12 protein-coding genes are annotated in these 18,577 nt (G+C 67.6%); 7 read left to right on the top strand and 5 right to left on the bottom strand.

Annotation, left to right across the window (positions count from 1 at the left end):
* Positions 1 to 12: 12 nt before the first annotated feature.
* On the bottom strand, positions 13 to 1,194 hold the full coding sequence (locus IIE29_RS02060; RefSeq protein ID WP_209323519.1) for a glycosyltransferase family 4 protein: 1,182 nt from the start codon (positions 1,192 to 1,194) through the stop codon (positions 13 to 15).
* Positions 1,195 to 1,400: 206 nt separating this feature from the next.
* Between IIE29_RS02060 and IIE29_RS02055 the strand changes: the two genes are divergently transcribed.
* From IIE29_RS02055 to IIE29_RS02045, 3 genes are all read left to right on the top strand, one after another.
* Positions 1,401 to 2,006 (top strand): LemA family protein, encoded by a 606-nt coding sequence (locus tag IIE29_RS02055; RefSeq protein ID WP_209323518.1) that lies wholly within the window; start codon positions 1,401 to 1,403, stop codon positions 2,004 to 2,006.
* On the top strand, positions 2,003 to 2,857 hold the full coding sequence (gene truA, locus IIE29_RS02050; protein ID WP_209323517.1) for a tRNA pseudouridine(38-40) synthase TruA: 855 nt from the start codon (positions 2,003 to 2,005) through the stop codon (positions 2,855 to 2,857). The genes IIE29_RS02055 and truA overlap by 4 nt, the downstream gene beginning before the upstream one ends.
* Positions 2,858 to 3,038: 181 nt before the next feature.
* Positions 3,039 to 5,504 carry a bifunctional metallophosphatase/5'-nucleotidase gene (locus IIE29_RS02045; RefSeq protein ID WP_209323516.1) on the top strand — a complete coding sequence of 822 codons (2,466 nt, stop codon included), beginning with the start codon at positions 3,039 to 3,041 and terminating at the stop codon, positions 5,502 to 5,504.
* Between the two features lie 283 nt (positions 5,505 to 5,787).
* Here IIE29_RS02045 and IIE29_RS02040 read toward each other — a convergent pair whose 3' ends face one another.
* Positions 5,788 to 8,040, bottom strand: coding sequence for a hypothetical protein (locus tag IIE29_RS02040; protein WP_246475637.1), 2,253 nt, complete (start codon positions 8,038 to 8,040; stop codon positions 5,788 to 5,790).
* Complete coding sequence (locus IIE29_RS02035; RefSeq protein WP_209323515.1) at positions 8,037 to 10,493, bottom strand: hypothetical protein; 2,457 nt, start codon at positions 10,491 to 10,493, stop codon at positions 8,037 to 8,039. Before IIE29_RS02035 ends, IIE29_RS02040 begins: the two co-directional genes overlap by 4 nt.
* Before the next feature lie 268 nt (positions 10,494 to 10,761).
* Here IIE29_RS02035 and rplM point away from each other — a divergent pair, with 268 nt between their 5' ends.
* The 4 genes from rplM to IIE29_RS02015 all read left to right on the top strand — a co-directional run bounded on the left by rplM (position 10,762) and on the right by IIE29_RS02015 (position 14,833).
* The gene (gene rplM / locus IIE29_RS02030) at positions 10,762 to 11,205 is read left to right on the top strand and encodes a 50S ribosomal protein L13 (protein WP_209323514.1); all 444 of its coding nucleotides are present in this window, start codon (positions 10,762 to 10,764) and stop codon (positions 11,203 to 11,205) included.
* A 32-nt stretch (positions 11,206 to 11,237) separates the two neighbouring features.
* Entirely contained in the window at positions 11,238 to 11,750 is a 513-nt protein-coding gene (gene rpsI / locus IIE29_RS02025) for a 30S ribosomal protein S9 (protein ID WP_209323513.1), read from the top strand.
* Positions 11,751 to 11,923: 173 nt separating this feature from the next.
* Positions 11,924 to 13,276 (top strand): phosphoglucosamine mutase, encoded by a 1,353-nt coding sequence (gene glmM, locus IIE29_RS02020; protein ID WP_209323512.1) that lies wholly within the window; start codon positions 11,924 to 11,926, stop codon positions 13,274 to 13,276.
* Between the two features lie 129 nt (positions 13,277 to 13,405).
* The gene (locus IIE29_RS02015) at positions 13,406 to 14,833 is read left to right on the top strand and encodes an FAD-binding oxidoreductase (protein ID WP_209323511.1); all 1,428 of its coding nucleotides are present in this window, start codon (positions 13,406 to 13,408) and stop codon (positions 14,831 to 14,833) included.
* Here IIE29_RS02015 and IIE29_RS02010 read toward each other — a convergent pair.
* Both IIE29_RS02010 and IIE29_RS02005 read right to left on the bottom strand, forming a co-directional pair.
* Positions 14,766 to 16,370 carry an AfsR/SARP family transcriptional regulator gene (locus IIE29_RS02010; RefSeq protein ID WP_209323510.1) on the bottom strand — a complete coding sequence of 535 codons (1,605 nt, stop codon included), beginning with the start codon at positions 16,368 to 16,370 and terminating at the stop codon, positions 14,766 to 14,768. The two genes, IIE29_RS02015 and IIE29_RS02010, sit on opposite strands and share 68 nt — an antisense overlap.
* A gap of 227 nt (positions 16,371 to 16,597) precedes the next feature.
* The gene (locus IIE29_RS02005) at positions 16,598 to 18,460 is read right to left on the bottom strand and encodes an ABC transporter ATP-binding protein (protein WP_209323509.1); all 1,863 of its coding nucleotides are present in this window, start codon (positions 18,458 to 18,460) and stop codon (positions 16,598 to 16,600) included.
* Positions 18,461 to 18,577: the final 117 nt, after the last annotated feature.

The following is an 18,577-nucleotide window of genomic DNA, read 5'->3' as shown; positions in this document are numbered from 1 at the left end:
GCGTCCTCGAGCCTAGTAGGGCAGGGTGTCCTCGATCCCGGAGTTGACCATCGAGCTGAACCCGCGCCCGAGCACCTGCGGCGCAGGATTCTCGATCGCCTGGGAGTAGTGGCCGATGAGCTGGGAGCACACGCTCTTCCAGCTGCGCGAGGACACCTGCTCACGACCGGCCACACCGAAGGCGCGGCGCTTCGCCTCGTCGCCGAGCAGATCGACGACGTGCCGGCGCAGGGCACCCAGGTCCTTCGGGGAGTAGAGCCAACCGGTCCGTGAGGAGTCGACGAGGTCGAGGGGCCCGCCTCGGGCCGGGGCGATGACGGGAACCTCCGAGGCCATCGCCTCCTGGATCGTCTGGCAGAACGTCTCGAGCTCACCCGGGGTGACCATGACATCGAAGCTCGCGACCGCCTGCGCCAGAGCGTCCCCACCGAGGAAACCCGTGAAGTGCGCTCTCGGCAGGGACCTCTCCAGGCGGGACCGCCACGGCCCGTCGCCGACGATGACGAGACGGGCACCGGGAATATCGGTGAGCACCGCGAGATCCTCGACCTGCTTCTCCGCGGCCAGCCGGCCGGCATAGCCGATGATCTTCTCTCCGTTCGGCGCCACGGAACGTCGCCACGCCTCGGACCGGTGTCCCGGGTCGAAGCGGGAGGAATCGACCCCGCGGGCCCACAGGGCCACCTCGGCGACACCGAGGCCGGAGAGCTGATCGATCGTGTAGCTCGACGGGGCCAGCGTCAGCGAGGAGTGCTGGTGGATATTGCGGACGTGGTTCCACAGCATCGCCTCGATGCCGTGCATTCCGTAGCGGGCGGCATAGGCGGGCACCTCGGTCTGGTAGATCGCCACGGTCGGCAGGCTGAGCGCCTGGGCCGCGAGCACTCCGCGCCAGCCGAGGACGAAGGGGCTGGCGAGATGGACGACGTCCGGGGCGAAGCGCTGGAGGAGACGGCGGATGCGGGTGACGCCTCCGGGAGCGACGCGGACGCGCCGATACTTCGGCAGGGCGATCGAGGGGACCCTGACGATGGGGGCTCCGGCGACCTCCTTCGGTCCGTCGCGGCGGGTGCCCGGGGCGATGACGAGGACCTCGTCACCGCGATCGGCCAGATGGTCGAGGACCCGCAGGAGTGAGTGGGTGACCCCATTCATATTGGGGAGGAAGGACTCGGCAATGATCGCTACTCTCACGATCCCCAGCCAAGCCCCGCCCGGTGACGACCGCATGACCCGGAGGCGACGAGGCGGCGACATCTGGTCGAAATCACGTTCGCGAGGCGTCTGAACCCTGCGTAAACTGAGGTGTCGGAAAAGCTCGCCCCGTCTGCGCCTCAACGCGGGCGGTCGAGCACAGTGAACGAACTCAGCGTCAAGCGCACAGTCGAGGGGAGCGGCCCGTGGTCTGGTTCATCGTCGGCGGCTGCATCGTCGCCGCCTTCGTCGTCCTTCTGCTCGTCTTCACCATCCTGCGGTTCAACCAGCTGTCCATGGCCCGGTCACTGTGCGATGAGGCCAAACGGCAGCTGATCGGAGAGATCCGCGCGCGACACGCTCTCGTGCCGGCCTACATCGGCACCCTCCAGCAGATCGCCGGCCAGGACCTCTCCACCATAGAACTCGCCCTCGCCTCCGCAGAACGTGCTCCCTTCGACCACCGCGGCGCGGCCGCCGAGAACGCGCTGACCGAGGCCGTCGACGAGGCCGCGCTCATCCCCGCAGCCATGACCGAAAGGTCTCTGACCGAGGACTTCGCCCGCTCCGGGCAGGCGGCGGTGAACGAGGAGATCGATACGACGATCCAACTGCTGCACGGTCAGCTGCAGGTGCTCACCGAGCGGATTCTCGCCGCCGCCCGCTTCTACAACACGAACGTCGAACGCTATCACCGGCAGCGCATGCGCCCGATCTCCCGCCTGTTCTCCAACGTCTTCAAACCCCGCGACCCCTTCACCGAGGTCGCCGGTGACGAGGGCGGGCCCGCCTCGGCGAGGTCTGCGGCATGACCCGCTTCCGCATCGACCTCGGCTACCGCGGCACGGATTTCCACGGCTGGGCCAAGCAGCCGGGCCTGCGCACCGTCCAGGCCGCGCTCGAATCCGGGCTCGAACGCATCACCGGCACCGAGGTGGCCACCGTCGTCGCCGGACGCACCGACGCCGGGGTGCACGCCAGGCGGCAGGTCGTCCACATCGACCTGAGCGCCGATGCGATGGCCAAGCTCATCGGCCGATCGAACCGCTCCGCCGAGGTGGCTCTGCTCTCGCGTCTGCGCGGAGTGCTCGGCGCCGACGGCTTCTCCGACATCGTCATCCACGCCGTGACCGAGGTGCCCGAGACCTTCGACGCCCGGTTCTCCGCACTGTGGCGGTCCTATCAGTACCGTCTGGCCGATCATCGGTCATTCATCGATCCGCTGCTGACCGCCGTCACTCCCCGGCACAAGGGCGAACTCGACGCCGAAGCCATGGCCGAATCCGCCGCCGAGGTGCAGGGGCTGCATGACTTCCTGCCCTTCTGCAAACCGCGCGAGGGCGCGACGACGATCCGCACCCTCCACGAGCTGCGGGTCGTCCGCGACCAGGACGCGGTGATCACCATCGACCTGCGCGCCGATGCCTTCTGCCACCATATGGTCCGCGCGCTCGTCGGCGGGCTGATCAAGGTCGGCTCCGGCAACTGGGCGATCACCCGACCCGCGGAGCTCATCGCCGAGGCCGACGCCGGCCTCGCCCCCGACGTGCCCATGTTCGTCACCCCCGCCGAGGGCCTCGTGCTCACCGAGGTCGGCTACCCGGCACCGGAGGAGTACGCCGCCCGTGCGGCCCAGACCATGGCCCGCCGCGACCGCGAGTAGGCGCGCCACTTCATCACGCATGTCGTGATTATGAGAGAATCCCCCTTTCCAGATGTGAGAATCCTGTGTAGATTGTCACTCAGGTAACCCTGAGTTCGCATCGGCACTGCGGGACGGAACCGTCTCCCGCTCCTCGTCACCGTTGATGTGTGCCTGATGAATAACCGAAGGAACTGAATACATGTCCAAGCTTGTGTCGAAGGTGTTGGCCGCAGGAGCGGCGGTGTCGATGCTGACTCTGCCCGGTCTCTCACCGGCCGTCGCCGGGCCCGGCCTCGGCGAGGGGCAGTCCTCCGCGACTGGAGCCGGCGACTCGCACAATGACGCGAACAGCGCTGACGAATCCTCCGCGCAGGCCGCCGCATCCGGCACCCAGGTGCAGCTGCTCAACATCACCGACTTCCACGGTCGCATCTCCGACGCCGGCACCCAGGTCGCCTCGGTCGTCGAAGAGGAGCGTGCGGCCTTCGCCGAGAAGGGCGACACGGGCATGCTGTCGGCCGGTGACAACATCGGCGCCTCACCCTACAACTCGTCCTCGGCGAAGGACACTCCGACAATCGACGTGCTCAACGCGATCGGCGTCCAGGCCTCGGCGGTGGGCAACCACGAATTCGATCGCGGCCTCGCCGACCTCACCGGACGCGTCGTCGACGAGGCCGACTTCCCCTACCTCGCCGCGAACGTCTACGACAAGGGCTCGCAGAACGTCGCCGACGGCCTCGACGAATACACGATCGTCGACGTCGGCGAGGTCAAGGTCGCCGTCATCGGCGTCGTGACGAAGGAGACCGCAACCCTCGTCTCACCGGCCGGGATCGCCGATATCGAGTTCGGAGACCCCACCGACGCGGTCAACCGGGTCGCCGACGAGATCGAGGAGCTCCCGGCAGACGAACAGCCGGACATGACGGTCGTCGAGGCGCACCTCGGCGCGTCCTCGACCGAGAACCTCGAGGACGCGAAAGCCTCGAACGCCGAGTTCGAGAAGCTCGTGACGAAGGCCGACGCCTCGATCGACGTGCTGTTCACCGGCCACACCCACCTGCCGTACAGCTTCGAAGCGCCGGTCCCAGGTGACGCGGACCGGACCCGTCCGGTCCTCGGGGCCGGCAACTACGGCGAATACGTCGGTCAGGTCCAGCTCACCGCCGACGGGGAGGGCAACTGGACGACGGACACGGCCGAACTCATCGACACCGAGGACAAGAGCTACGACTCTCCCGTCGTCGACGAGGTCGAGAAGATCATCGCGGACGCTGACGAAGCGGCCAAGGGACCCGGCTCCGTCGTCCACGGCAAGATCACCGAAGACATCACCCGCGCCGAGACGGACGGCAACGAGGACCGCGGTGCCGAGTCCACGCTGGGCAACCTCGTCGCGGATGCGCTCAAGGACGGCGTCGAGGACTCGCAGCTGCCCGGGGCCGACTTCGGCATCACGAACCCCGGCGGTCTGCGCACCGACCTCCTCTGCGATCACATCTACGGCGAAGAGGAGAAGTGCGAGGTCACGGCTGCTGAGCTCAACGAGGTGCTGCCGTTCGCCAATGACCACGGCGTGGTGACGATGAAAGGCGAAGACGTCATCGGACTCTTCGAGGAGCAGTGGCAGCCCGAAGGCGCACGCAACGCGTTCCTCCATCTGGGCATCTCCGACGAACTCGACGTCGTCTACGATTCGAACGCTGAGAGGGGCGAGCACGTGAAGTCAGTCGAGGTCAACGGTCAGGAGGTCGATCCGAACGCGGACTACCGGGTCGCCACCCTGAGCTTCCTCGCCGCCGGCGGTGACAACTTCTCCTCCTTCGCCAAGGGTGATTTCGAACAGTCGGGACTGACCGACTTCGACACCTGGGTGTCCTACTTCGAGAAGAACACGCCTGTGGCGCCGGATGAGAACGAACGCCAGGCCGACCTGGCCGAAGACGTCATCGACAAGGGCGATCTCACCGCCGAGCTGACCGGTCCTAAGAACATCGCTCCCGGTGAAAGCGCTGTCTTCGAGCTCAAGACGAATGCGAAGTCTGAGGTCGCCGGCCCGATCGACGTCAGCGTCGACGTGCCCGAGGGATTCGCCGCCGAGGCAGCCGGGGCTTCGTCCCAGTCGGCTTCCGCGAAGGCTCCCGAGGTGAGCACCGAGGCGACTGCGGCGACGATCACCCTCGATTCGATCGCGGCGGGGGAGAGCGAGACCTCGGTGACGGTGACCGCGCCGGAGGATGCCTCGGGAGACGTGACTGTCACGGTCGGTGTGCAGGCGAACGCCGAAGGCCCGTGGTGGGACGACAACCCGCTGCCGATCGCACACGAGTTCGCGGCCACCGCTGCCGTGTCCGAGGACGCCGGGGCCTCCGCCGGTGATGATGGAGCGGCCGATGGCGGTGCCGCGGACGGTGGTGACAGTGCGGCCGGCGCGGATGGTTCGGCTGATGATGGTGGTGCGAACGCCGCCGAGGGGGCAGACGCTGCGGCCGACGGCGGTGAGGCGGACGGATCCGCTTCGAACGCGAGTGGTTCGGGGGACGGCAGCGATCTGCCGCGCACCGGCTTCGAGACGTTCAATGTCGTCGCCGCGGCTCTCGCGCTCATCGTCGCCGGCGGCACAGCCATCACAGTGGTCCGTCGTCGCAGGATCAGCATCTGAGTCGACGGCGGACAGGCGGGGTCGGAGAGTACGCCTCTGCGCTGTGTGGAACCTTCGCTGCCGGCAGCTCCTCGCCCGGGCATCCCTCACCGTCAGCGCCTTCGACTGAGCATCCCTCACCGTCAGGGCCTCGACTGAGCATCCCTCACCGTCAGCGCCTTCGCCTACAGTCAGCTGCATGTCAGAGCGGTGCACCGGTGCGACGAGGCGCTGCGCCGCTGAAGTGTCACGAACGGTGCGGGAAGCCGCGAAAGGTGAGGGATGCAGCTTGTCGGTGCCGCTGCTATCGGTGAGATCCGTCGGCAGGCGATTCATCCGCAGCCGCAGAAAGCTCCCGCGATGCGCGGGCAGTACCTGAACCGTCCGCAGCGACAGCGTCCTCAGCAGCATCTGCCAGCTCGTCGTCGCCACCCGTCGGCGGCAGCGGCGCCGTGAAGGTCTCCAGGTGGGTGAGGACCGGCACGAGGAAGAGGATGCCGACCGCCGGGACCACGATGCCCGAGTCGTTGATGAGCGTGCCGACTCCCAGCAGGATCGCCAGGCTGATCATCGCCGCGCGCAGGAGCGGAATCCGCCGGTAGGCGTCCTGGAGCCCCCGCAGGCCGAAGCGCGCGGGGTCGAGCGCCGCCCAGAAGACTGCGACGATGATGAGCGGCAGCACCAAGGTCATCCAGGACTGAGTGAGGATGTCGATGTTCATGCCGATCTTGCGGGCGAGCACGTTCAGCGCCTCTCCGCTGATGATCGAGTCGAAGAAGCGTCCGAAGTGTGTGCGCTGCTCGGGCGGGCGCAGCCAGTCGAGGAAGAGCACGGCGAGCATGACGAAGCCGGCGATGCCCACCGTCAAGCCCAGCCGCTTGAGGGAGAAGCGGATGCTCGCGACGGCGAGGACCAGATAGGTCACACCGATGATGAGCGTCGGCACGGAGCCGAACTTCGTGCCCAATCCCGGTGCGGCCAGCAGGACGCAGGACACGATCACCGGCAGTGTGACGATGAGGATGCGGTGGAGTGGCTTGGCAACCAAAGAGGCGAAGCCGGCCACGGCCAGCAGCAGCGCGCAGCAGTAGAGCGCCAGCGCCGAGTTGCCGATTCCGTAGAACCGGGACGCGATGAGCAGCGGCTCGCCGAGCAGGGTCGACATCTGCAGCTGGGAGCCGGTGACGACGTCATAGGCGAGCACGCCGACGGTGACGACCGAGACGAAGAGGACGGGGCCGAACTTGTGTCTGCGCCACGGCCCGAGCAGCGCCAGCGCACCGAGCAGGAGCGCCCATCCACCGAGGGCCCCGAGCATCGCGATGTCGGGATTCGTCGCCCGCTCCCATGGCACGGTGTTGACCAGATAGGTCGAGATCGGCATCGCTGCGAAGACGACACCGAGGCGGTAGGCCCCGGAATGGACGAGCTGTCGATGGTTCTTCCGCAGGAACCAGGCCGAAGCGAGGAGCCCCACCATCAATGAGGCGACCACGGGGAAGAACCACGTGGACAGGTCGCTCTGCGTCTTCACGGCCACCTGCCGATCGAGCACGGCCTGATAGCGCGCCTTCCAGTCGGACCCGCTCGAGGTCGAGGTCATCGGGGCTCCGGCGGCATTGTCCATCTCCTCGGCTCCGGAGAGCTCCACCAGGGTGGGGGCGAGATCGGGCACCTGCACCAGACCCGGCTGACGCGTCGACGGCGAGGTCAGCAGGCCCGGAGGCTGCCCGGGCCGCAGCATCATCGTCGCCTGCATCGACGAACCCTCGTGCGCGCCGTCGGCGATGGAGGAGAACACCACGGGGGTGCGGCCCTCGCCGAGGCGGCCCTGGCGTTCGTCGCTCATCCACCCCGTCGATTCGAGGATGTCCCCGACCTGCCGGTCGAGCTGCTTGAGCGAATAGCCGTCGGCGGCGGTGTTGCCGAGATCGACGAGGGTGAGCTCATCGTGTGCGGAGGACTTCGCCACCTGGGCGCCCAGATCCGAGCCGACGGGGGACCAGTTCTCCACATGACCGGAGGGGCTGGCAGCGGCGATCGCGGCCCCGGCGCCGAAGGAGCGGATGTCAGGAACCGCCTCGGCGAGCGCTCCGAGGGAGGCATCGTAGTTGTCACTGCGTGCGACTTGGGCGTAGACGTCCCAGTCGGCAACCCATCCGTCCATCGGCGGGGCCGGCCTGCGGCACTCGTCCCGGGGCTCGTCGGCGGCCCTCCGGCCGGACCCCAGCCCCAGCCAGCCGTCGACCGGGCAGCTGGTCGACCGCACGCTGCGGGGCGTGATCGTGCCGATCTGCGCGTTCTTCATCACCACCCACAGATTCGGGGTGATGCGCGGATCGAGGTCCTCGAAGCTGAACCCGGAGACGTTGATCGAAACCACGCCCTGACCCGACGGATCTTCGCCCCGATCCGCTGAGTCAGCTGACCGGTCCGAATGCCCTGATGGCGAGCTCGCAGCGGCATGCACCGCCTGCGGCAGACCGAGGACGACGAGGGTGAGGGCCAGGACGCTGAGGAGAACGCGAGCGGCGGTGGAGAGCGCAGAACCTCTCATGGGCGCACCTCCTCGGCGTCGGTGCCGGTCTCCGACGGCGCCACGGTGTCCTCGGCGTGCTCGGCGCTCAATGCCAGCAGGTAGGGCAGGAGCACCATGGCTCCGGTCGAGGGCACGGCGACGCCGGAGTCGGTGAGCACGAGTCCGACGCCGAGGCCGGTGGCCGCGGCGAGGAACCCGAAGTGGAGGTCGGCGTCGGTGAATACCTGAGGCAGCTTGCCCCGCCACTTGTTGACGAGTCGTCCCGTGCGGCTGTCAGCACTCACGCGGGGGAGGTGGAGCAGGTAGCGCAGGAAGAACAGGACGGCGATGACGGCTAGCGGAGTGACGATGGCCAGAGCGGGGTTGATCTGGATGATGTGGAGGTTCGCCCCGAGCTTCCGTCCGATCACCTGCAGGGCCTCGCCCGTGACGATCTGGTCGAAGAAGGTGCCGAAGTGGGACCGCGCCCCCGGAGCGCGCAGCCAGTCGAGGAAGGCGATGCCGATGAGCACGGTCAGGGAGGCCAGGCCGATGAGACCCAGCCGGAGGATCGACAGCCGGACCTTCGTCAGGAGCGCCAGAAGCACCATGAGCCCGGCGAGGATGGCGATCGTGCCGCCGAACTTCGCCCCCCACGAGGGATTGCCGGAGACGAACACGGCGAGCAGGCCGACGACCACGGGCAGGACGATCACGGCCCTGCGATGACCGCGCGTCCGCAGCCAGGAGATCACGAAGCCCAGGAAGACGAAGAGGCTGACGATGAAGATCGCCGCTCCCTGATTGCCCAGACCGTAGTAGCGGCCGCCGACGATCGGGTTGTAGCCGAGCAGCGAGTTCGCCTGCAGGTGCGAACCGGTCGCCAGATCGATGGACAGGACGAGCAGGTTCGTCAACGTCAGCGCGCCCACGCGCCCGCGCCACGTCCGTCCCCACGGAGGGATCAGCGCGAGAGCGAACTGCGCGGCGGCGGTGCCGAGCACGGACAGGAGCAGACCGAGGTCCGGCTGAGACATCCGTGACCAGGGGAGGAGCCCGGCGAGGAACGCGCCCATGGGCAGGGTCGCGATCGCCAGCGAAGCCCAGCCGAGGAATCTGTGGACGAGCGGCGCCAGGGTGGCCCCGCCTCGGCGGCCGAGGACCGACCTGCTCAGCAGCAGAGCGCAGGCGAGGAAGAGGGAGTAGAAGACGATGTCCAACGTCACGGAGAACGTCGACAGGTGTTCGTAGATCGTCGTCGACTTCTGCGCATCGGCGACGAGATCGTCGATGCGCTGCTGGGGATCGTCCTCGGTCGGGGTCTGTTCGAAGCCGACCGCCCCGGGGGCCGGCACATCGAGGAGGTCGAGGATCCCTGGGGCCAGGTCCGTCAGCTGCAGCAGACCGGGGGTGCGGGTCGTCGTCGAGGACAGGGAGCCGGGTTCGAAGCCGGGGCCGGCGGCGATGAAGGCGCGCAGCTGGGGCAGGCCCGAGCTGTCGCCGAGGCCGGCGACGATGATCGTGGGCTCACCGGCACCCTCCTTCGCGTTCTCCTGCACCTCCTGGAGCCGGTCACCGAGGCGGCGGTCGGCCTCGGCGACCCGGTCCTCACGGTCGAAGTCGGACGGAACGGTGTAGGAGTAGCTCGGGATCGGGTTGAACAGCCAGGACCGGATCCCGATCGCCCCGAGGTCGACGAGGCCGAGCCGGCAGTCCGTGGCGATCGCATCGTCGGCATAGTTCGCGACCACGCCGTGCTCATCGGCGGCGGCATAGGCGGCTCCGGGGCCTTCAGCGGCGACGCACGACTCGAGGCCCCGGCCCTCCTGCCGGGCCATTTTGCCCTCCGATGCGTCCTGGCCGTATTCCGCCACGGCGCGAGCGAGCATGCCGTAGTCGACGGAGTAGCCCGAGCCGATGTTGGGCTCCTTGACAGCATCGAAGCCTTCGATCCGGGCCGTGGTCGCTCCGGCAGCCGAGCCCTGCGCATGAGTTTCGTCACTCTTCTCGCCGGTCTCGTCCTCGTCGGTCGGCTCGGCGGCTCCCTCATCGGAGTCGGGGGCGTCGCCGTCGAGGTCCGTGGTGGGCGCGATCATCGTCGGGCAGCGGGCCGTGTCCTCTTCGTCGGCCGCCTCGGCGGCGGGGGAGGGGCCGGCCTCGGCGCGGGCACCGGCGCCGAAGGACAGCCAGCCCGATGCGGGGCAGGTGGCCGAGCCGATCGTGCGCACATTGAGATTGGCGGCGGCGCCCTCGGAGAGCAGACGGAAGAGGTGCGGTGTGCGTTCGCGGTCGATATCGTTGATGGTCAGACCGGGGATGCCGAAGACGATCGTCTTCCCGTCCGGGGCTCCGGCCTCCTCGGGGATCTGCTCCGTGCCGTCCGCCGAGGCGGGGGCGAGTCCGAGTCCCGCCGTCAGGAGCCCGACCAGGAGACCCAGCACCAGGATTCTGAATGTGGGAAGTCGTGAGGGCAGGCTGGAGAGAGTCGGCACAGCACAATGGTATCGGCTCGGTCCCACCCCGTCCTGAGACCGCTCTGAGCGTTTGCTCCCCGACTCAATGGGCGTGTATATTTGATTGTCGTTGTGTGTGTCTGTCGCACTCCCTTACATAGCCTCATGCGTTGCAGGCCCGTAGGTGAGGGGAAGGCGTTGGCAGGCTCATCCGATTGAAGACAACCAGTGCTCGAGGCCCAGTGGACTCACGACCCGCCCGGGACCCGGCGCTGCATTTGAAGAAGATACGAAAAGAAGGCTACTTTTGCGTACGTACACACCCAAGCCCGGTGACATCGAGCGCCAGTGGCACGTCATCGACGCCACTGACCAGGTGCTCGGTCGCCTTGCTTCGCAGGTTGCACGCCTCCTGCGCGGCAAGCACAAGACCACTTTTGCTCCGAATGTCGACACCGGCGACTTCGTCATCATCATCAACGCCGACAAGGTCGCGCTGACCGGTGCGAAGCTCGAGAAGAAGCGCGCTTACCGCCACTCCGGATACCCCGGTGGCCTCAAGAGCGTGAACTACGCCGAGCTTCTCGCCACCCATCCCGAGCGTGCAGTCGAGAAGGCTGTCGCCGGCATGGTTCCGAAGAATCGTCTCGGACGTGCCCAGATGCAGAAGCTGAAGGTCTACGCAGGTGCCGAGCACCCGCACGCCGCTCAGAATCCGCAGCCGTACGAACTCAGCCAGGTCGCGCAGTAAGCGCCTGAGCCCTAGACATCCCGAGGAGAACCGTGGCTGACACCACTAACGCGACCGACGTTGTCGACGAAGAGATCGCGACCGAATACACTTCCGAGACTCCCGCATCTGCCGGCCTGGGCGAAAGCACCGCCGGTGGACGCGGACAGTCCCTGACCGCTCCCGGCAACGGAGTGGGCCGCCGCAAGCAGGCCGTTGCTCGCGTCCGCCTCATCCCGGGCACCGGCGAGTGGACCATCAACGGCCGTACTCTCGAAGAGTACTTCCCGAACAAGCTGCACCAGCAGCTCGTCAACGAGCCCTTCACCCTGCTGGACCTGAACGGACGTTTCGACGTCGTCGTGCGGATCTCCGGCGGTGGACCCTCCGGACAGGCCGGCGCCGTCCGCCTGGGCGTGGCTCGCTCGCTCAACCAGATCGACGCGGAGTCCAACCGCGCCGAGCTGAAGAAGGCCGGTTACCTGAGCCGCGACGCTCGCGTCCCCGAGCGCAAGAAGGCCGGTCTCAAGAAGGCCCGCAAGGCACCTCAGTTCTCGAAGCGCTGATCGACCTGTTCGAGAAGCTGCGGCTGGTCTGCCACTGAGTCGCAGTCATCGACAGTTCAGTTCGACGAACGTGCGAAAGCGGCCCCGAACCTGGTTCGGGGCCGCTTTCGTCATATCCGGACTCGGCGCGGGAATCGACTAAGATCGACTCCGACAAACGAAAGGAACCCCACATGTCCCGACTATTCGGCACCGACGGAGTGCGCGGTCTGGCCAATCGCGACATCACGGCGAAATTGGCGCTGCAGCTCTCCGTCGCAGGATCACGCGTGCTCAGCCGCGGCTGGACGGGCGAGAGGCGACCCTTCGCGGTCGTCGGGCGTGACACGCGTGTATCCGGCGAATTCCTCTCCGCCGCGCTCAGCGCCGGCATCGCCTCGACCGGGGTCGACGTGCTCGATGCCGGGATGCTGCCGACCCCGGGCATCGCCCAGGTGGTCAAGGACACCGGTGCCGCCTTCGGCGTCGTCATCTCCGCCTCGCACAACCCGATGCCCGACAACGGCATCAAGTTCTTCGCCGCCGGCGGCACGAAGCTCGACGACGCGATCGAGGACGAGATCCTCGCGATCTTCGACGAGGAGTGGGAGCGCCCGATCGGTGAATCCGTCGGGCACATCTCCCGCTACCCGGCCGCCGCCGATGAGTACACCGAGCACCTCGTGGCCTCCCTCGGCGCCGAGGGGACACGTCCGCTGTCCGGCCTCAAGGTCGTCGTCGACTGCGCCCACGGTGCCGCATCCATCGTCGGTCCGGCCGCTCTGCGTCAGGCCGGCGCCGAGGTGATCGTCTCCGCCGCCGAGCCCGACGGCTTCAACATCAATGACGGAGTCGGCTCGACTCACCTCGAACCGCTGCAGCGCCTCGTCGTCGAAACCCAGTCGGACCTCGGCGTGGCCTTCGACGGCGATGCCGACCGCTGCCTGGCAGTGGACTCCCGGGGACGTGTCGTCAACGGCGATCAGGTCATGGGCATCCTCGCGATCGGGCTCAAGGAGCTCGGCGAACTCAAGGGCAACACCCTCGTCACCACCGTCATGTCGAACCTCGGTCTCAAGCAGGCGATGGACAGGTACGGCATCGCGACCGTGCAGACGTCCGTCGGTGATCGCTACGTGCTCGAGCGGATGCTCGCCGACGGCTACGTCCTCGGAGGCGAGCAGTCCGGCCATGTGCTCATGCTCGACCACGGCACGACCGGAGACGGTGTGCAGACGGCTCTGCACCTGATGAAGCGCATGGCCGATGCCAAACGCACCCTGGCCGACCTCGCCGCCGAGATCCCGCAGCTGCCGCAGGCCCTCGTCAACGTCAAGGGCGTGGACAAGCACGGGTTCGATCATCCGCAGGTCGCCGCCGAGGTCGCTGCCGTCGAGGCCGAGCTCGCCGACACCGGTCGGGTGCTGCTGCGCGCTTCGGGCACCGAACCGCTCATCCGCGTCATGGTCGAGGCGGCCACCGAGGACACCGCCTCGGCCCAGGCCGAGCGACTCGCCGCCACGGTCAAGGAGCATCTGGCGCTCTAGCGCGCTCCGCCGCTCGGGGTCGGGGTAAGTCAGATGTAAGCGCAGGCTGGGAGCATCGACACATCCAACGGCGGATGAGTCGAACGTCGTTGGAACGAAACCCTCACATCTTCCAACGATCGGAGATCCATGACTCTGCAATCCCAGCCGGTCCTCACCGACACCGTAGGTGAGGATACGACCGATTCCGCCGCCGAACTCGCCGCGATCGTCGGGCCGGTGACGATCCATCTCCCCGGCGATCCCGGGTACGATGAGGCCAGAAGACTGTGGAACACCGCCGTCGATCTGGCCCCCGCAGCGATCGCGGAACCGACCACCCCCGCCGAGGTCTCCGCCGTCGTCACCGCGTCGCGAGAGCTCGGGCTGAAGGTCGCTCCGGTGAGCACAGGCCACAACGCAGGCCCGCTGGTCCAACATGACCTCGCATCGACCGTCCTGCTCAAGCTCTCGTCCATGACCGCGGTCGAGGTCGATCCGTCCGCCGCCATGGCGAAGGTGCAGGGAGGGGCTCTGTGGGGTGACGTCATCGATGCCGCCGGGGCTCATGGACTGGCCTGCCTGCACGGATCCTCGCCCGACGTCGGAGTGGGCGGATACCTGCTCGGCGGTGGGATCTTCCTGTACGCGCGCAGACTGGGAATGGCCACCAGCAGTCTCACCGCCGTGGAGATCGTCCTGGCCGACGGCGAACTGGTCCGCGCGGACCGCACACAGCATCAGAGCCTGTTCTGGGCCCTGCGCGGCGGAGGCGGCAGCTTCGGCATCGTCACCTCCTTCGAGTTCTCGCTCTACCCACTGGCCACCGTGCATGCGGGAATGATGGTCTGGGACATCGACGATGCCGAAAGGGTCGTGCGCGCCTGGGCCGAATGGGCTCCTGAGGCCCCCAAGGAGATCACCACGTCGATGCGCATCCTCAACCTCCCTCAGTCCCCGGACATCCCCGAAGAAGTGGGCGGCCGTCCGGTCGTCTGCATGGACGGCGCCGTTCTGGCCGACGAAGGCCGTGCGGCGAGCATCCTTGCTCCTCTCAGGCAGCTGTCGCCGCGAGTCGACACCTTCGCGCAGGTGCCGCCCAGCTCGATCGCACGACTCCACATGGACCCCCTGGGCCCGACTCCGGTCACCGCGAACACGGCCCTGTTGGGACGACTGACTGATGAAGCCGTCGATGCGTTCCTCGCCCGGGCCGGGCCCGGCACCGAGCACTCCCTGCTCTCGGCCGAGCTGCGACAGCTCGGGGGAGCCCTGGCGCGCAGACATCCGGACGGCGGTGCGCTCAGTCGCCTGGACGGCAGCCTCCTGCTCTTCGCCGCGGCGATCGCAGACACTCCCGAGAACGAAGCCCGCGGACGGATGGACGCCGCCGAACTCGTCCGAAGCCTGTCGCCCTGGAGCACCGGACGCCGATACCTCAACTTCGCCGAGGCTCCGGTCGATGTCGGTGACAACTACGGGGAGCGCGAATGGCTGACGCTCACCTGCGTCAAGAGCGCCTACGATCCCGGGAACGTGTTCGCGGCCAATCACCCCGTGCCGCCGGCGCAGTCGTGAGCACCGCATCGGCCTCCGATCCGCTGCCGAACCCGATCGGCGCGGGGAAGTCGATGCGGCGGTAGAAGGACTGTGCCTCATACCGGTGGTGAAGGGCGGAGGAGGTCTCACCCAAGTGCTCCTCCGCCTCGGCGAGGCGAGCGGCGGCCCGGCCGGCGAACAGCCAGCATCCCGACCGCTGCGCAAGCTCGAGCCCCGCACGTGCGTGCACGGCCGCCGTCTCCTGGCTGCCCCACAGCAGATGGGCCTTGGCCATCGACGCATGCGCGCTCGCAGCCAGGGGCACGCGCACCGCGTCATGAGCGTGCCTGAGCACGGTTCGGTACCAGTCGAAGCAGTCGGTATCGGCGGCATCGCGCATCGAGCAGGCGACGTCGAGCAGAACCGGGCCGAGGTCGACCTCGGTGCCGGCCTCTCTGCCGATGTCCCAGGCTCTGAGCGCTCCGGCCACGGCATCGCGGGGCCGACCGGCCCGCCTGTCGATCTGACTGCGAACCCGCCACCACATGAGCTGTCGGGAGCGCGCACCGACGGGTTCGCCGGAGGCCGTCAGCGAATCCTCGGCGCGGCGGAGCCGACGCATGTGGGTGAGGACGAGGGCCCGGACGATACGCAGCATCGCATCGGTTCCGGTCGTTCGCTCGTCGAGTCTCGACGCCTCACCGAGGAGTCGCAGGGCGCGGCGCAGATCCCCGGTCAGCCCCATGACCGCGACCATGTCTCGCAACAGGAGCGCGCACAGGTTCTCATGCCCGAGCCCGGAGTGGAGGGCCTCCAGGCGCTCCAGCAGCGACAGCGCCTCGCTGTGGCGTCCCTTGCCCATGAGGATGTAGGCGAGCTCGCGGCGCAGCACCGTCCCGCGCATCGACGGGTCGGCCTCGTCGTCGCTGCGCGGAGTCAGGTCTCCGGCAGGATCGACGATTGCGAGTTCGGATCGGATCTCCGCCTCCCGGCTGCAGGCCAGGACCCGTTGGGCGGCCAGCAGGTCCGGCCCCGGCTCCAGTCCCAGATCGGTCAGGGCGCGGTTGACTTCGCCGAAGGCTCGGGGCAGTTCCGAATCCCGGCCCGTCTGCTGCAGGGCCGACATCCGCAGAACCTGTGCGCGTTCGTTCTCCGGCTGCTCGTGTGACAGCTGTGTGGCCAGATCGAGCGCCGCGTGTCCGTCGCCGAGCTCCAAATGGACCTCGGCGCGTTTGACCTGCACTCGCGTGTACAGGTCTGCCAGTGCGGACTGCCACGTCACGGTGTCTGGGAGTTCGACACCGGGAAACGGCTCACCGTCCCACTGCGATGCCGCCGCCTCGAGTCGTCGGAGGGCGCCGACATCGTGGGTGGGCGCGGCCTCGGTGAGGGCGGAGCGGGCACTGTGTTCGAAGTGCCACGCGTCGATGGCCTCCGTGGTGAGATCGAGTCGGTAGCCGCTGGCCGAATTGATGAGGACACCGTGTCCCAGCTGGCGGCGCAGTCGGTGGATCTGGACGTGCAGGCGAGTGAAGGCACGCTCGGACTGATCGCCTGGCCACAGTGCTTCAACCATGAGCGAGGCCGGCGTCCACACTCGGAGCCGGAGAACCAACAGAGACAGAAGGGCCCGCTGCGTGCGCCCCTGCACCCCTCGGGCCACACCATCATGGAGTACCTCCACGCGCCCCATCACGCGCACAATCATGCGGTCAGCGTAGTGGTCGCCCTGAAGACGGGGAAGATCGCAACGAACCTCACGAAAGCCCGGCGTAACCGAGGCTGCGGCGTCGGTCCGGGAGCTCAGCTCGAGGCGAACTGGGTGGCGTAGAGCTCGGAGTAGCGGCCGCCGCGGCCGACGAGCTCATCGTGGGAACCGGACTCGATGATGCGCCCGGCTTCGATGACGAGGATCGTGTCGGCCTGCCGGATCGTTGAGAGCCGGTGCGCGATGACCAGGGCCGTGCGGCCGTGCATCGCCTGAGCCAGGGCCTGCTGGATCGCCGCCTCGTTCGTCGAATCCAGCGCCGAGGTGGCCTCGTCGAGGACGACGATCTCCGGGGATGCCAGCAGCATGCGTGCGATCGTCAGGCGCTGACGCTCGCCTCCCGACAGACGGTAGCCGCGCTCTCCGACGACGGTGTCCAGACCATCGGGCAGAGCGTCGATGACGCTTGTCAGCTGCGCCCGGTCGATCGCGTCGCGCATCTGCCCCTCGGTCGCGTCGGGGTTGACGAGGGCGAGGTTGGCACGGATCGACTCATGGAAGACGTGACCGTCCTGGGTGACGACGCCGACGGCCTCGCGCAGATCGGCGAACGACAGATCCCGCACATCGACTCCGCCGATGCTGATCGTGCCGCCGGTGACGTCGTAGAGGCGCGGCAGCAGGGAAGCGATCGTCGATTTCCCCGCCCCCGAGGAACCGACGAGGGCGACGGTGTGCCCGGCGGGAATCGTGAAGCTCAGATCATGGATGACCTCGTCGCCGCCTCGGGAATCGAGCACGGAGACGTCTTCGAGGCTGGCCAGACTGACCTGTTCGGCACTGGGGTAGGCGAAGTCGACGTGATCGAAGACCACATCGAGACCGCTGGCAGGCAGACGTCGCGGCTTCTCGGGTTCTTTGAAGTACGGCACGAGGTCGAGGATCTCGAACACGCGCTGGAACGATACGACCGCGCTCTGGATGTCCAGGCGGGCATTGGCGAGCATCGTCAGGGGAGTGTAGAGCCTGGTCAGCAGCAGCGCCAGGGTCACGACCTGACCCGCGTTGAGGTTGCCGAGCACGGCCTGCGCACCGCCGACGCCGTAGACCAGGGCAAGCGCCAAGGCGGAGACCAACGTCAGCGAGGACACGAACGTCGACTGCAGCATTGCGACCTTCACCCCGATGTCGCGGACCTGTCCGGCACGGTCGGCGAACTCCTCATTCTCCTTGCGGGGATTGCCGAAGAGTTTGATCAGTGTGGCACCGGCGGCTGAGAACCTCTCGGTCATCCGCGTCGACATGTCTGCGGAGTTGTTCGCAGCTTCGAACTGCAGAGCGGCGAGCTTCCCGCTGAGCAGGCGGGTGGGAATGATGAACAGGGGCAGCAGCAGGATCGACATCACGGTCACCTGCCAGGAGATCGTGACCATGACGCCCACGGTCAGTGCCAGGGACACGAAGTTCGACACGATTCCGGACAGGGTGTTCGAGAACGCCCGCTGGGCGCCGATGACATCGGTGTTGAGCCGGGAGACCAGAGCGCCGGTGCGGGTGCGGTTGAAGAAGGCGATCGGCATCGACTGGACGTGGTCGTACACCGCCGTGCGCAGATCGAAGATCAGCCCCTCACCGATGCGGGAGGACAGGTACCTGTTCGTGATCGAGATCGCGGCATCGGCGATGGCCAGACCGCCGATCGCCACGGCCAGCCACACCACTGTGGCCACAGGCCCGCCGCCGGTGATCGCGTTGACGACGTCGCCGGCGAGCACCGGGTTGAGCACGCCGATGCCGGCGGTGAGGACGGAGAGGATGAGGAAGACGATGAGCTTGCGCTTGTGCCGCGTCGCGTACGCGGCGATCCTGCGGTAGATGCCCGGTTGGATGGTCGTCTGCGGCGTCTTCTGGTTCTTGACCGAGGAGTACATCACACGGTGCGCGGAGGGCATACTCATAGCCGGTCCCTTTCTGGTGCCGAAGCGACCGAGCAGGCACGGGTCTCAGCCGTGTCGATGCGAGGATCGCCCGCATCCGGTCGCCGCTGAAGGCGGGTGACTCTCCAAGGGAGAGAA

The sequence above is a fragment of the Brevibacterium renqingii genome (assembly GCF_017808095.1).
Classification (GTDB): Bacteria; Actinomycetota; Actinomycetes; order Actinomycetales; family Brevibacteriaceae; genus Brevibacterium; species Brevibacterium renqingii.
This window is presented reverse-complemented; position numbering and strand designations above follow the sequence as displayed.

Bases quoted from the DNA above. Each gene is read 5' to 3' on its own strand.
- truA (WP_209323517.1), top strand. From the start codon at position 2,003: ATGACCCGCTTCCGCATCGACCTCGGCTACCGCGGCACGGATTTCCAC.
- IIE29_RS02045 (WP_209323516.1), top strand. From the start codon at position 3,039: ATGTCCAAGCTTGTGTCGAAGGTGTTGGCCGCAGGAGCGGCGGTGTCG.
- IIE29_RS02040 (WP_246475637.1), bottom strand. From the start codon at position 8,040: ATGAGAGGTTCTGCGCTCTCCACCGCCGCTCGCGTTCTCCTCAGCGTC.
- glmM (WP_209323512.1), top strand. From the start codon at position 11,924: ATGTCCCGACTATTCGGCACCGACGGAGTGCGCGGTCTGGCCAATCGC.
- IIE29_RS02015 (WP_209323511.1), top strand. From the start codon at position 13,406: ATGACTCTGCAATCCCAGCCGGTCCTCACCGACACCGTAGGTGAGGAT.
- IIE29_RS02010 (WP_209323510.1), bottom strand. From the start codon at position 16,370: ATGGTTGAAGCACTGTGGCCAGGCGATCAGTCCGAGCGTGCCTTCACT.
- IIE29_RS02005 (WP_209323509.1), bottom strand. From the start codon at position 18,460: ATGAGTATGCCCTCCGCGCACCGTGTGATGTACTCCTCGGTCAAGAAC.